Consider the following 13,160-nt stretch of genomic DNA (forward strand, 5'->3'; position numbering starts at 1 on the left):
CGGATATGGACGACGCTGTCGGCGGCACCACGCACGATCCAGCCGGGACGGCTCCGCGCCACGGACATCGAGACCGAGCGACCGATCTCCGCGGAGGGCGAGCCGTATGAGCGCGGGCGACGACCGACCGTGGGAAAACGTCTCCCAGTTCCCCGACTTCCTCGAGCACCTCGAGAATCAGGGCGGAGCCACCGTCAGCGGGATCATCGATCGAATCGAGGCTGACGTCGACATGGACGGCGTCGTCTACCACGACCGCGGGATCCGGTCACCGGGCTACGACGCCACCTTCGTCCCCGAACAGGACGGCTCGCGGCTGCGGCCCGCGTTCAGCGTCGAACTCCACACCGTCGGCCCGCGCAGCGTCTGGGCGGTGTTCGACGCGACGCTCTCGTGGGACTTCTACCTCCTCGAGTCCGAGGGCGTCGCGGCGATCGCGTGGGTGAGCGACGAGGAGTACAACGCCGAAGAGGCCGGGATGTTCATGTCGAAATCCGACGCGCTCGCCGCGGGGCGGTTCTCCTTTGGCACCTTCATCTACGGCGACGAGGACTGGCAGGAGCAACGCGACCTCATCGAGGGGACCGACACGCCGGCGTTCCTCCAGCGCGACGACGGCAGCACCTTGGTGCCGACCAGCGAGGACGACTTCTACAGCGTCGTCAACTCGACGCCCGAGGACTTCCGTACGAACGGCGGCGGCGCACCGCCGCATCTGGGCCTGCTCGAACTCGAGGTCACGATCGACTGACCAGCCGCGGATCCCGAACTGAGACGAGCCGTAATCGAGCGACTCACTTCAGCGTCGCTGTGACCGCGTGTCCCTTCCGATCGCAAACGTTTTCGAGACGGCGGCGAACCGAACCGATATGTCACCCTTCGGTGAAGTCGTCATCGTCGCGACGATCGCGGGCTGTACGACCGGGATCGGCGCGCTGCCGCTATTGCTCACCGACCGCATCAGCCACCGCGTCTACGACGGGTCGCTCGGACTCGCCTCGGGCATCATGGTCGGCGCTGCCGTCTTCGCGCTCGTCCTCCCCGGCCTCGAGATGGGATCGCCCCTCGAGGTCGTCGCCGGTATCCTCGCGGGCGGCGGGTTCCTGCTCGTGGTTAACGCCGTTTTCCCGCACCTGCATCTCCTGTTTCGCGGCGAGCGCGTCGAAGGGACGGAGGCGAAGTTCGACCCTGCCGGCGACTTGCCGTCAGCCGAGGCGGACGCGGACCTCGACCCAAGAAGCGACGGGGGTGACGAACTCCGCCGGGCGGCCCTGGTCGGCGGCACCGTCACCATCCACAACGTTCCCGAAGGGCTGGCGGTCGGCATCGCGTTCGCCAGCGGCGAGACGGCGCTCGGCGTCGCTATCGCGACGGCGATCGCCGTCCAGAACGTCCCCGACGGGTTCGCGATGGCGGTTCCTGCGGTCCGAGCCGGCGTCTCCGGACCGAAGACGCTGCTCTATACCACACTCTCGGGCGGTATTCCTGAACCGATCGCCGCGGCCATCGGCTTCTCGCTGGTCGCAGTCGTCTCCGGACTGTTCCCCGTCGCCGCCGGCTTTGCCGCCGGCGCGATGATCGCCGTCGTCTTCCGCGAACTCATTCCCTCGAGTCACGGGCACGGCTACGCCGACACCGCGACAGCGACGTTCGTGCTCGGATTTGCGATCATGCTGCTCGTCGACACCGTCCTCGCGGTCTGAACTCGAGCCGGCTGGTCCGAATTCGGACGGCCTGTCCAACGCACAGCCCACCGACTCGAGGTGACAACGAGTCGATTACGAGAACAGAGCGACCGCTTTGACCCAGTTGAGTGCCGGCACAAGTACGGGTGTCGAGCGCGCCGAGGCTGTCGCGTCGGGGGAGCAAGCGATAGGTGGTGTCGGCGCGCTCTGGCAGGAGGCAATCGGTGTGCCGCTGTCGGAGTGGGGGATGGGTGACAACGGTGCCGACGAAGGTCGGCGTTGGCTATTACCGTTCCTACCTATATGAATTTTCGGTGTCTCGGCGATCGATCTACTGCGTCGTCTCGAAGGGGAAATCGAAGAGAACGGCGGCGATTGAGCGAGAGCGCGTCGACCAGTGTCCGCACCGTGAATTCGGCTCGTTACAGGCGCTTGCTGACGTACGGCCCGTCCTGATGGTAGCCGAGTTTGTTCCGGTAGTACTCTCGAGCGCCGATGCCGGAGATGACGCTGACCTTGTCGTAGCCGGCGTCGGCGGCGAGGGTTTCGGCCTGCTCCATCAGCCGACGACCGTAGCCCTGATGTTGGTGCTGGTCCGTTTCGCCCTCGTCGCCCATGGCGACCTCCGACCCGTAGACGTGTAGTTCCCGGATCAGGGCCGTGTTCTCGAGTTCCGGGCGGACGGGATCGTTCGGGAACCGGAGCCGACAGAAGCCCACGAGGAGGTCCTTCTCGAAGTCCTCGAAGGAGATGAAGTGCTCGGTGCCGCCGCAGGCCTCGTAGGTCAGCACGTCGAGTTCGATGGTATCTGGTTCCTCGTCGTGCATCCCGGCCTCGCGACAGCGGATGCAGTCACACGTCCAGCCGTGTTCGTCCATGCGCTTGCGGGCGAGCTGTCGCAGGTTCGACTTCCAGACGCCGGCGTCGATGAAGTCGGCCGGAATGTCCCGCTGAACCCGCTGGAGCCGGGTGTACCGAGGAATCATGTCCTTGATCTCCGCGACTAGATCGGCGGCCTCGTCGTTCGACAGCGGCTCGTACTCGTCTTTGTGCCACCAGTCGTAGGTCGCGGTGCCCCGCACCACGAGCGTAGGGTAGATCTTCAGGTAATCGGGTTTCCACTGCTCTTGTTCGAAGAGCCGACGGAAGTCCTCGAGACACATCTCCTTGGACATGCCGGGCTGGCCGGGCATCATGTGAAAGCCGACCTTGAACGCCGAATCCCGCAGCCGCTGGTTGGCCTCGATCGACGCCTGCGCGCCGTGACCCCGATGCATGTCGCGATTGACCCGCTCGTAGGTGGTCTGGACGCCGACCTCGACTTTCGTCCCGCCGAGGTCGAGCATCCGGTCGATCTGTTCGGGGTCACACCAGTCCGGCTTCGTCTCGAAGGTCGTCCCGATGTTGCGGATGTCTGCCGTCTCGTTTTCCGCGATGACGTCCTCGAGGTATTCGAACTCGTACTCCTCGGGCTCCTCGGCGAAGCTGACTCCCTGTGCCGGTTCCGGCTCCTTGTCGACGTCGTAGTCGTTCATCGCCTCGAGCGCGCGCTTGACGAACCACTCCTGATAGTCGTGGCTGCGGGCGGTCATTGTCCCGCCCATCAAGATTAGTTCGACCTTGTCGACGGGGTGGCCGATCTGGCGCAGTTGCTCGAGTCGCAGCGTGACCTGCCCGTAGGGGTCGTAGTCGTTCTGGACCCCGCGGGCCGCGGCGGGTTCTTCGCCCGTGTAGCTCTGCGAACTCGAGAACTCGGAGTCGGGGCCGCCGGGACAGTAGAGACACTTGCCGTGGGGACACCGCTCGGGCGAGGTCATGATCGCGACCGGCGAGACGCCGGAGGCCGTCCGGACCGGTTTGCGCTGGAGCACGGTCTCTAGGTCCTCGCGGTGCTCCTCGGGGGCGTAGTCCAGCAGTTCGGAGTTTTTGGGCACCTTGGGTGCCGAGTGTTCCGAACAGGCCTCGAGCTTGGCTTTTTCGACCTCGTCGCGCTCGACCTCGCCGGCGAGAATCCGCTCGACGAGCGTCTCACAGACCCGCTCGAACGCTTCGGTTTCGGTCGGTTCTGGCGTCTCGGTACTCACTACACGTGATTCGTGGCCGTTCGCGAATAAGCGTGTCGGACTCGCCGATTCGCCGACGGTCCCAGCCGATCCGAGACCGGTCCGGATCACAACGCCTGCCGGCGAGCGGTCGCTGCCTGCGATTCCGTACACGGCAGCACCGACCGAAAGGTAACTGTTTAAGGATGGTCTCGCCCTACCCTCGGCGTACTGAATGTCTCCCGACCTGGCGATCGTCGTCGCCGCGGTCGCGCTGCCGTTTATCGCCGCAGCACTGACGCCACTGTTCTTTCGGGTCCTCGGAGAGGGAACGGGATTCGCGGGGAGCCTCGTCGCGCTGTCGTCGTTTGGACTCCTCGCCAGCCAGTACGGAGAGGATGGAACCGTCGCGCTCGAGTGGATCCCCTCGTTGAACATCGCGCTCCGATTTCACGTGGACGGATGGGCGCTGTTGTTCGCGCTGCTGGCGTGCGGTATCGGGACGCTCATCTTCACTTACTCGCCCGCGTACATGCACGGCGAATCGGGGCTGGTCAGGTTCTATGCCGCCCTGCTGGCGTTCATGGGGTCGATTGTCGGCGTCGCACTCGCCGCCGACCTGATCGCGATCTTTCTCTTCTGGGAGCTCACGAGCCTCTGTTCGTTCGTCCTGATCGGCCACTACACCGCCGACGACTCCTCGCAGTACGCCGCCCGCATGGCCATGCTCATCACCGTCGGCGGGGGACTGTTCCTGCTCGTCGGCTTCCTCTTGCTGTCGATCGTCGCCGGCGACGTGATCGGTCCGGCCTCGGCGTTCGATCTGTCCGCGATGCTGGAACGGCCCGACGTGATGGCGGCGGCCCTTCGAGATCGAGGGCTGTTCCTCCCGGTCTTGGGGCTGCTCGCGATCGGTGCGGGGACGAAGTCCGCACAGGTCCCGCTGCACTTCTGGCTGCCGAACGCGATGGCGGCTCCGACGCCCGTCTCGGCGTTTCTCCATTCGGCGACGATGGTCAAAGTCGGTGTCTACTTCATCGGCCGTGTGCGCCCGATGCTCGTCGGCCCGGAGTGGCTGTTTCTCTTCGCGACGCTCGGGCTGACGACGATGACCGTCTGTGCGATCATGGCCGTCGCGTCGACGGACATCAAGGAACTGCTCGCCTACTCGACGGCGAGCCATCTGGGCCTGATGGTCGCCGGCTTCGGATTTACCTCCGTCTACGGCGCGGAGACCGGCGTCTTCCACCTGTTCAATCACGCGCTGTTCAAGGCCGCGCTGTTCCTCGTCGCCGGCATCGTCGCCCACGAAGCCGGGACGCGGGAGATCGACAAGCTCGGCGGGCTCCGCCACGACCTGCCGGTGACGGCGGCGATCACCGTCGTCGTCGCGCTCAGCATGGCCGGGATTCCGCCGTTCAACGGCTTCTACTCGAAAGAACTGCTCTTCGAGGCCGCCGTCGAGGCGAGCCACCACCACGATATCGGGCTGTTGGGCTGGCTCTACCCCGCCGTCGCCGTCTTCGGCAGCATCTTTACCGTCCTCTACTCGCTGCAGTTCCTCTCGCTCTTTTTCGGCGAGCGACCCGCCGATCTCGGGCACGTCCACCGCCCGCCCGTCACCCTGCTCATCCCGCCGGCCGTGCTGGCGCTGCTCGCCGCCGTCGTCAGCGTCGACCCTGAACTCGCCGTCCGTGCCATCATCCAATCCGGCCTCGAGGCGACGGCGATCGACCCACACGAGATGCACGTCGGCATCCCGACATCGTACTCGCCCGCGGTGGGGATGAGCGCGGTCACGATCGGCGTCGGCCTCGTCGCGTTCCCGGCCTACGGCCGGCTTCACGACGGCATCCGCGCGATCCCGCGGGCGGTGCCGCCGATCGGCGCGAACTGGTGGTACGATACGATCGTCGACGGCCTCTCCGACGAGGGACGAGCCTTCGCTGAGTACGTTCACAACGGTCTCCTGCGAACCTACGCGACGTGGACGCTCGCAGCGACCTGTACGCTCGCACTCACCGGGTTCGTCGCGGCGGGTGCCATCGCGCCGGCCGCGTTCGGCCTCGAGGTCACGCTCGCGATCGGGCTCGTGTTACTCGTCGCGGTGATCGGCGGCTTGGCCGTCGTCACTTCCGACTCCCACATCGCGGGCGTCCTCACCCTCTCGATCCTGGGCTTTATGGTCGCCATCTTCTACATCCTCGCGAGCGCGCCCGACCTCGCGTTGACCCAGCTCGTGGTGGAAACGCTCGTACTCGTGATCTTCCTGCTCGTGATCGAGGAAATCCCCGAGTCCGACCAGATCGAGGTCGGTCGGAGCGTCCGTGATGCCGTCGTCTCCGTCGCCGTCGGCGCGACCGCGTTCGTCACGGTACTGGTCACGACGAGCGCACGTCCCAACGGACCGACGGATATCGCCCGCTACTACGCCGAGCAAGCGGTTCCGGAGGGTGGCGGAACGAACATCGTCAACGTGACACTCGTCGATTTCCGCGGCTTCGACACGCTCGGCGAACTCGCCGTGGTTGCGCTCGCCTCGATTTCGATCCTCACGCTGATCGTCATGCGCGGCCGCGGCGAGGGCGGCAGGTCCGCCACTCGAGACCACGACGATGGCGACGACGACACTCCGTCCGGTGACGAACTGCCTGCAGACGACTCGAGAAACGACGACCCAACTGGAACACAGCGCGATAGCCCGACCTCCGGAGGTGGCAACGAATGACGACCGTCATCATGCGCACGACCGCTCGAGCGATCGTCCCGATCGTCCTCGTCGTCTCGACCTCGCTGTACGTCGAGGGCCACAACCTCCCCGGCGGCGGGTTCATCGGCGGCGTCCTCACGGTGACGGCCTTCGCGATCATCTACATGGCCTTCGGGCTGGACTTCTTAGAGCGGGGGGTCCTCGGTCGCGACGTCGACCCCGGCAAGGAACCCTCGCGGGACCGCGTCGTCGTGGCCTACCGCCGGCTGTTCGCCTACGGCTTCGCGATCGCGGTCGCCAGCGGGCTCGGACCGCTAGTGTTCGGCGAGCCGTTCCTCACGCAGACGTTCGTCATGCTCGAGGGGGTGCCGATCTACGACCACCTCGAGGTCGCGAGCGCGCTGGCCTTCGACTTCGGCGTCTACTGCGTGGTCGTCGGTGGCCTGCTCACGATCCTCTCGGTGGTGGGAGCCGAATGACCGCGGTCGTCCTCGCGGCCGCGGTCGGCGCGCTCTTTGCCCTCGGAACCTTCCTGCTTCTGCGGCGGGATCTGGTCCGAGTCGTCTGGGGGCTGGCGATCATCAGTCAGGCCGCAAACGTCTACCTGCTCGCGATGGGCGGCATCGCGCCGGCGACCGCTGATTCGGTGCCAGTCCTCGCGGGCCACGGCGATCACGTGCCGGCGACCGCCGACCCGCTGGTGCAGGCGCTCGTGTTGACCGCCATCGTCATCGGCTTCGGCATGACCGCGTTCGCGCTCGTCCTGTCGTATCGGGTCTACGAGGAACACGGCACGCTCGACGTTTCGGAACTCGGTGATCGCGAACGATGAACGCGCAGCCAACGACGGCGATGAGCACAGCATCGGGTGATCGACCATGACCGCACCGCCCGTCGGCACGGAATCACAGCTCGTGATCGCGCCGATGCTGATCGTGCTGGTCGCGGCCGTCGGCTCGCTCCTGCTCGGCCGTCGACCCCGGGCTCGAGCCGCGGTGAGCCTCGCCGGCGGCGCGGCCTACGCGGTTGCGGTGGCCGCCATCGACTGGTACATCGTGCTCGCGCCGGACGCGCCGGGAATCGCGACCTATCAGGTCGGCGACTGGGCGGCCCCCTTCGGCATCACGCTCGTCGCCGACGGGCTGTCGGCGTTCATGCTGACCATGGTCGCGATACTCGGCGTCTGCTCGCTGGTCTTCTCGACCAGACACCTCCCCGGCGGCGAGGGGCGCAGCTACTACTTCCCGCTCTTTCACTTCCTCGCGTTGGGCGTCACCGGCGCGTTCCTCACCGGCGACCTCTTCAACCTCTTCGTCTGGTTCGAGGTGATGCTGATGGCGAGTTACGTCTTCGTCGCCTACAGCGGCGGTCCCCAGCACACCCGCGCCGCGTTCTGGTACGTCTCGCTCAACCTGCTCGCCAGCGCCGTCTTCCTGCTCGGCGTCGGCGGCATCTACGCGACGACCGGCACGCTCAACATGGCCGATCTGGCCCAGCGACTCGCCGACCCCGCGGCCTACGGCCTCGAGCCGGTGCCGGTCGTCGGCCTGCTCGGTCTGCTCCTGTCGGTGTTCGCGATCAAGGCCGGGCTGGTGCCCTTCCAGTTCTGGATCCCGACCGCCTACCGGGCCGCGCCGCCCCAGATCACCGCCCTGCTCGCCGGCGCGACGAAAAAGGTCGGGATCTACGCCATCATCCGGCTCTCCTTTACCGTCTTCGCCGGCGCGGAGGTCGCCGTCGACCTCTCCGTTCCGCTGGCAGGCCTGACGATCGCGGGCGACTCGCCGCTACCGTTCGTCGGCGCGGCGCTGTTCGTCATGGCCACCGCCAGCATCCTCCTCGGCGGCATCGGGGCCGTCGGCCGTGACTCCATGGAAGGGGTCTTCGCCTACTCGAGCATCGGGCAGGTCGGATTCATCGCGATCCCGGTCGCGATCGCGGCGACGACAGCCAGCCCGGAACTGCGCCGGTTCGCCATCATCGCCGCACTGGTGTTCGCGCTCAACCACACGCTGGCGAAGGGGCTGCTCTTCCTCGCGGTCGGGACGGTCAGGGCCGCGACGGGAACGACCCGCCTCGAGGACCTCGGCGGGCTCGCGCGCCGGTCGCCGCCGCTGGCGATTTCCGTCTTCATCGCCTCGCTCGCGCTCGTCGGCATCCCGCCGCTCTCGGGCTTTTTCGGCAAGTTCCTCGTCTTCGACGCCGCCGCTCGAGCGGGGAACGGCCCCGCGATCGTCCTCCTGCTCGTCGGGTCGCTGTTGACCATCGCCTACGCGACCCGCCTGTGGAATCGGAGCTTCTGGGGTGCCCGGACGCCCGCCGTGGAGGCGGCGACGGTCGACCCCGTACAGGTGGCCGTCCTCGTCGTCCTCGCGACGGCGATCGTCGGCGTCGGGATCGGCTTCGAGCCCGTCTACGAGTTCGCGCAAACGGCCGCGGAGGCGGCACTCGACACCGAGGGCTACGTCGACGCCGTCGATCCGCACGCGGCCGACGACCTGCTCGGCTCGAGCGGGGGTGAGCACTGATGCGGGTCCGCACGTGGCCGGTCATCGGCGTCGTCTTCGCCGTGCTGTGGGTGTTCGTCCGCGGCATGCCCCTGACGCCGATATCGCTCGTCCGAGGTCTGCTCGCGGGGCTGCTCGTCGGCCTGCCGGTCGCCTTCGTCTTTCGGCGGCTGTACGGCAAGTACGTCGACATCGGGCGTGGGGTTCGGGCGCTTCCCTACGCCGGGCTCTATCTCGGCGCGTTCGTCTGGGAGCTCCTGCGGGCCAACATCGACGTCGCCTACCGCGTACTCTCGCCAGGGATGCCGATCGAACCCGAAGTGATTCTGGTCCCGCTTCGGGTCGAATCAGATCTCGCGATCACCGTCATCGCAAACAGCATCACGATCACGCCCGGGACCGTGACCCTCGACTACGACGACGAGACGAACGCGTTGTACGTCCACGGCGTCAACGGCCGCGACCCCAAGGCGATCGCCGAACCGATCCGCACGTGGGAAGACTACGCGCTCGAGATATTCGCCGAGGACGCGTCGCCCGACGACGAGCCGCGACCGATCGTCGTCTCCGGCGGGGAAAGAGACAGTACCACGGGCGGCCAACCCGGAGGTGACGACGATGACTGAGAGCGATCCCGCCGTCCTCGAGACGGCGATCCGGGCCGCGTTGGTTCTCGTCAGTGGGCTCTGTGTCCTCTGTGGCTACCGCGTGATCCGCGGGCCGACAAACCCTGACCGCGTGGTCGCGCTGGACGCCATCGCCACGAACGTCGTCGCGATCGCGGTCCTGTTCGCGCTCCTGACCGACCGAGGCCTGTTCATCACGGTGAGCCTCGTGCTCGCGATCATCGGCTTTATCGCGACCGTCGCCGTCGCCAAGTTCGTCACCGACGGCGAGGTGATCGAATGATCCAGACCGCCGTCAGCGTCGCGCTGATCGTCGTCGGCGTCTTCTTCCTGACCGTCGGCACGATCGGTCTCTTGCGGCTGCCGAACGTCTACAACCGGATGCACGCCACGAGCAAGCCGACGACGCTCGGGACTGCCGCGATCTTCCTCGCGGGCTTCGTCGAGTTCGGCCCCGGTTCGGAGGGTTTGACCGCGCTCATCGGAATCGTCTTCCTCTTCTTGACGGTGCCGACCGGCTCGCACATGATCGCCCGCGCCGCCGAGCGGATCGGGATTCCGTTCCTCGGGAGCGTCACGTGGCCCGACCCGTCGGCGGTCGAGCGCCCCGACCGCACCGAGCGATCCGACGAGGCCGAGCCGACCGACGACTGATCAGCGTTCGAACTCCGGCTCTCGAGTTCCGTCTCGGTCCCGATCCTGTTCCCGTTCGTGATCCCTCTTCCGTGCTCGAGACCAGTCCGCGGCGTCCTCGAGCGTCTCCGTGTCCAGCAACCGCTCGAGTTTACGCTCGAACTGTTCGTCGGTCAACTCGCCGGCGGCGTAGCGTTCGCGAAGGGTCTCGAGTGCGTCACGTGTGTCGGCTGCGGGTTCGGCGGTCGTCTCGGCGTCCGATTCCGTCACCGTCCCCGACTCGTCCGGGTCGTCACCGACCCACTCTCGGCGGTCGTCCTCGTCGCCGAAGAGGATCGCGACCAGCGGGATGACGGCGGCGTATCCGACGACCAACACCGGGAGCCACCACGATTGATCGGCGAGCAAACCGCCGAGCCAAAGTCCGGTCACGAGCAGCGACGCGATCCCAGTCGCGTTCTCGCGGAGTCTGGTCCGGGGATCGTCCCCACCCCGCCCGCGATCGCTCCCCTCGGTAGTATCCATACGGAAGCCATCGGCTCGGCTCCGGAAATATGTTATCGGGTCAAGTATTTGCGGTCGTTCCTTCTCGATCGGCCAATAGCGTGGACCCACTCACACGACGGGGGAGCGCCTCGATGCCATCAGCGCGGACCCGGGGAGCGCCGCCGCTATGGGGTCAGCGGACGACGGAGGAAGAGCGAGTCTTACGCGAGCGTCTCGCCGAGCGCCTCGAGTGCGGCTTCACGAACCGCGTCGCGTTCGCCGGGCAGGAACTCGACGTGACCGTCGCGGCCGCCGACGACGCTGACGCCGCCGTTCGGGACCGCTTCGGCGATCGCATCGCCGAGGTCGCGGACGTTGACGGGGTCGGTCGCGCGGACGTGGAGTTCGTCGTCACCGACGCCGAGCGTGACGAACGGCGGGTCCGCTCGGTCGCGCTCGGTCCGGTGGAGCGCATCCAGCAGCAGGATCGTCGTCGGGAAGTTGTACCGGTGCGTGAAGGCGTCCGTGTCGAGCACGGAGACGGTAACGCCGTCGACACCGCGGACGGAGAGGTTCTCCCGCGCCGTCTCGAGTTCGGTCTCGAGTTTGTCGCGGAACTGTTCGGAGACGTGGGCGGCCAGATCGCCGTCGTCGTCGAACAGCAGGTCGATGATGAGTTCGCGCTTGTCCTTGTAGGACTGGTAGTAGGCCTCGAGCGCGACGGCTTCGCGCCGTTCGGAGACGCCGGTTTCGTCGTAGCCGGCCTCGGTAGCGAGCTCGAGGTAGTCCGCGGGGGTGTTCTCCCAGTAGCTGACCGCGGGGAGGTGCTCTAAGTCGTCGCGAACGTCGTCGTTGACGTGGGCGGCGACGTTGGTCGCCAGCGCGGTCGAGGTGACGTCTGTGACGTCAGCGCCGGCGATCGACGGGGCGACGGCGACGTCGACTGCGTCGGCGATCTCGTCGTCCGCTCGGCTGTCGTCGATGACGAGCGCGTCGGCGTCGTACAGCGAGAGCAGCTCGTAGCCGTCGGCGGACTCGATCGTCGAGCCGGCGTCGACGAGGACGACGAGCGGCAGTTGCTCGCCGTGTCGCTCGCGGGCCTCGAGCATCGAGGTGACGTCGCTGGTGGCGGCGTCCATGTCGTAGACGCGGCCGTCGAGCGGGCGGCGCTCGAAGTAGTGGTACTCTGCATCCTCGCGGGTGTGTTTCTCGCGGATCAGCGGGAGGACGGCGCGCTCGATGGCGGCACCGGCGACGTAGCCGTCAGCGGTCGCGCCGTGGCGGACGACGACGGGGCGCGCTTCCATGACGGCCCGCCGAATCGCGGTCGCCGCGTCGGCAATACTATCCTCGACGGCTGCCACTGCCTCGTGGTCGGCAAGCGGCGCGACATCGGCCGGTCGAGCCTCGCGTTCGATCGCGCTTTCGAGCCGGTCGACGACCGTCTCACGGTCCTCATCCTCGAGAACGTCGAGGGATTCGGTCTCGACCTGCAGGTCGCCATGGTGGTGTTCGACCTCGCCCTCGAGGGCGACGACGTCGTCGACCTCGACCTCGGGGTAGGCGCGAACGCCGGCTTCCTCGAAGGCCGCACATTCGACGCTGCCGGTTTCGTCGGTCAGTTCGAAGACCGTCGGGCCGCTGGTCTGGCGGACGCCGGTGATCTCGCCCTCGAGGCGGACGACGCTGCCGACCTGGTTCTCGATGGCTTCGATGGTCGTTCGTTTGAGTGCGGGTTCCGGTTCGGCTTCCGGCTCAGAATCGGCGGCGTCGTCGGTCGCGGGCGTCGAGGCGGCGGCGGACTCGGTCGCGACGGAGCCGCTGCTCGTGACGGTGCCAGCGGTTTCCGCGGCCGCGGGCTGCTCGTCGACGGTGTCCGTCTCCGAGTCGGGCTCGGTCTCCTCGGCGGCCGCCTGCAAATTGCCGGCTTTCGTGGCTCGGTCGTCGGTGAGTTCCTGCTCGCTCTCGCTGTCGGAGTCCGTCGTCGACTCCCCGGCGGAGTCGGACGTCTCAGCGGACGAGTCGTCGGCGTCGTCCCCGAACTCCTCGGGTCGGAACTCGTCGTCTGCCGTCTCGATCAGTTTGCCGCGGAACTCGCGTTCGCGCTGGCGGATCGACCAGCCGAGGTCGACGTTGCCGTTGTCCCGAACGTCGAGCACTTGGACGTAGACGTCGTCGCCCGGTTCCCAGTCGAGACTTTCGAGTCGCTGGTCGAGTTCGCTTCGATGCAACAGGCCGGTGACGTGGTCTCCGATGTCGACGAAGACACCGAAGTCGGCGTAACCGTCGACGGTCCCCCGGTAGTAGCGGCCGGGAGTGAGCTGTGAGGCGGCAGTGCCGCGAAATTCGAAAAGGGCATCCTCCTCGTGGCTCTGACAGATCTCGCCGTCAACGGGTGTGCCGCAGATGATACAGTTACCCATCTACTCGGACCAAGCAGTTTCGCCCTAAAACGGTTGTCGAAATGCGTC

Annotated in this window: 12 protein-coding genes; 9 read left to right on the forward strand and 3 right to left on the reverse strand. The window is 66.9% G+C overall.

Annotation, left to right across the window (positions count from 1 at the left end):
* The first annotated feature begins 106 nt into the window (after positions 1–106).
* Positions 107–751 carry a hypothetical protein gene (locus tag ACJYUO_RS13305; RefSeq protein WP_494345840.1) on the forward strand — a complete coding sequence of 215 codons (645 nt, stop codon included), beginning with the start codon at positions 107–109 and terminating at the stop codon, positions 749–751.
* Positions 752–869: 118 nt separating this feature from the next.
* Complete coding sequence (locus tag ACJYUO_RS13310) at positions 870–1,703, forward strand: ZIP family metal transporter (RefSeq protein WP_494345841.1); 834 nt, start codon at positions 870–872, stop codon at positions 1,701–1,703.
* A gap of 404 nt (positions 1,704–2,107) precedes the next feature.
* Here ACJYUO_RS13310 and ACJYUO_RS13315 read toward each other — a convergent pair whose 3' ends face one another.
* Complete coding sequence (locus ACJYUO_RS13315) at positions 2,108–3,769, reverse strand: tRNA uridine(34) 5-carboxymethylaminomethyl modification radical SAM/GNAT enzyme Elp3 (protein ID WP_494345842.1); 1,662 nt, start codon at positions 3,767–3,769, stop codon at positions 2,108–2,110.
* 193 nt (positions 3,770–3,962) lie between these two features.
* Here ACJYUO_RS13315 and mbhE point away from each other — a divergent pair, with 193 nt between their 5' ends.
* Genes mbhE through mnhG form a run of 7 tightly spaced genes read left to right on the forward strand, consistent with a single transcriptional unit; the run spans position 3,963 to position 10,224 of the window.
* Entirely contained in the window at positions 3,963–6,455 is a 2,493-nt protein-coding gene (gene mbhE / locus ACJYUO_RS13320; protein ID WP_494345843.1) for a hydrogen gas-evolving membrane-bound hydrogenase subunit E, read from the forward strand.
* Positions 6,452–6,916 (forward strand): MnhB domain-containing protein, encoded by a 465-nt coding sequence (locus ACJYUO_RS13325; protein ID WP_494345844.1) that lies wholly within the window; start codon positions 6,452–6,454, stop codon positions 6,914–6,916. Before mbhE ends, ACJYUO_RS13325 begins: the two co-directional genes overlap by 4 nt.
* Positions 6,913–7,269, forward strand: a complete 357-nt coding sequence (locus ACJYUO_RS13330) for a sodium:proton antiporter (RefSeq protein WP_494345845.1) — start codon at positions 6,913–6,915, stop codon at positions 7,267–7,269. The genes ACJYUO_RS13325 and ACJYUO_RS13330 overlap by 4 nt, the downstream gene beginning before the upstream one ends.
* A 46-nt stretch (positions 7,270–7,315) precedes the next feature.
* Positions 7,316–8,965, forward strand: a complete 1,650-nt coding sequence (locus ACJYUO_RS13335; RefSeq protein WP_494345846.1) for a complex I subunit 5 family protein — start codon at positions 7,316–7,318, stop codon at positions 8,963–8,965.
* Positions 8,965–9,570 (forward strand): Na+/H+ antiporter subunit E, encoded by a 606-nt coding sequence (locus ACJYUO_RS13340; RefSeq protein WP_494345847.1) that lies wholly within the window; start codon positions 8,965–8,967, stop codon positions 9,568–9,570. The genes ACJYUO_RS13335 and ACJYUO_RS13340 overlap by 1 nt, the downstream gene beginning before the upstream one ends.
* A complete protein-coding gene (locus ACJYUO_RS13345) occupies positions 9,563–9,853 on the forward strand; it encodes an MrpF/PhaF family protein (protein ID WP_006431577.1) in 291 nt (96 codons plus the stop codon). The genes ACJYUO_RS13340 and ACJYUO_RS13345 overlap by 8 nt, the downstream gene beginning before the upstream one ends.
* The gene (gene mnhG, locus ACJYUO_RS13350) at positions 9,850–10,224 is read left to right on the forward strand and encodes a monovalent cation/H(+) antiporter subunit G (RefSeq protein WP_494345848.1); all 375 of its coding nucleotides are present in this window, start codon (positions 9,850–9,852) and stop codon (positions 10,222–10,224) included. The genes ACJYUO_RS13345 and mnhG overlap by 4 nt, the downstream gene beginning before the upstream one ends.
* Here mnhG and ACJYUO_RS13355 read toward each other — a convergent pair whose 3' ends face one another.
* Both ACJYUO_RS13355 and ACJYUO_RS13360 read right to left on the reverse strand, forming a co-directional pair.
* Complete coding sequence (locus ACJYUO_RS13355) at positions 10,225–10,728, reverse strand: SHOCT domain-containing protein (RefSeq protein ID WP_494345849.1); 504 nt, start codon at positions 10,726–10,728, stop codon at positions 10,225–10,227.
* Positions 10,729–10,910: 182 nt separating this feature from the next.
* Positions 10,911–13,112 (reverse strand): DHH family phosphoesterase, encoded by a 2,202-nt coding sequence (locus ACJYUO_RS13360; protein ID WP_494345850.1) that lies wholly within the window; start codon positions 13,110–13,112, stop codon positions 10,911–10,913.
* Positions 13,113–13,160 lie beyond the last annotated feature (48 nt).

The organism is Natrinema sp. CRL1, assembly GCF_059162405.1.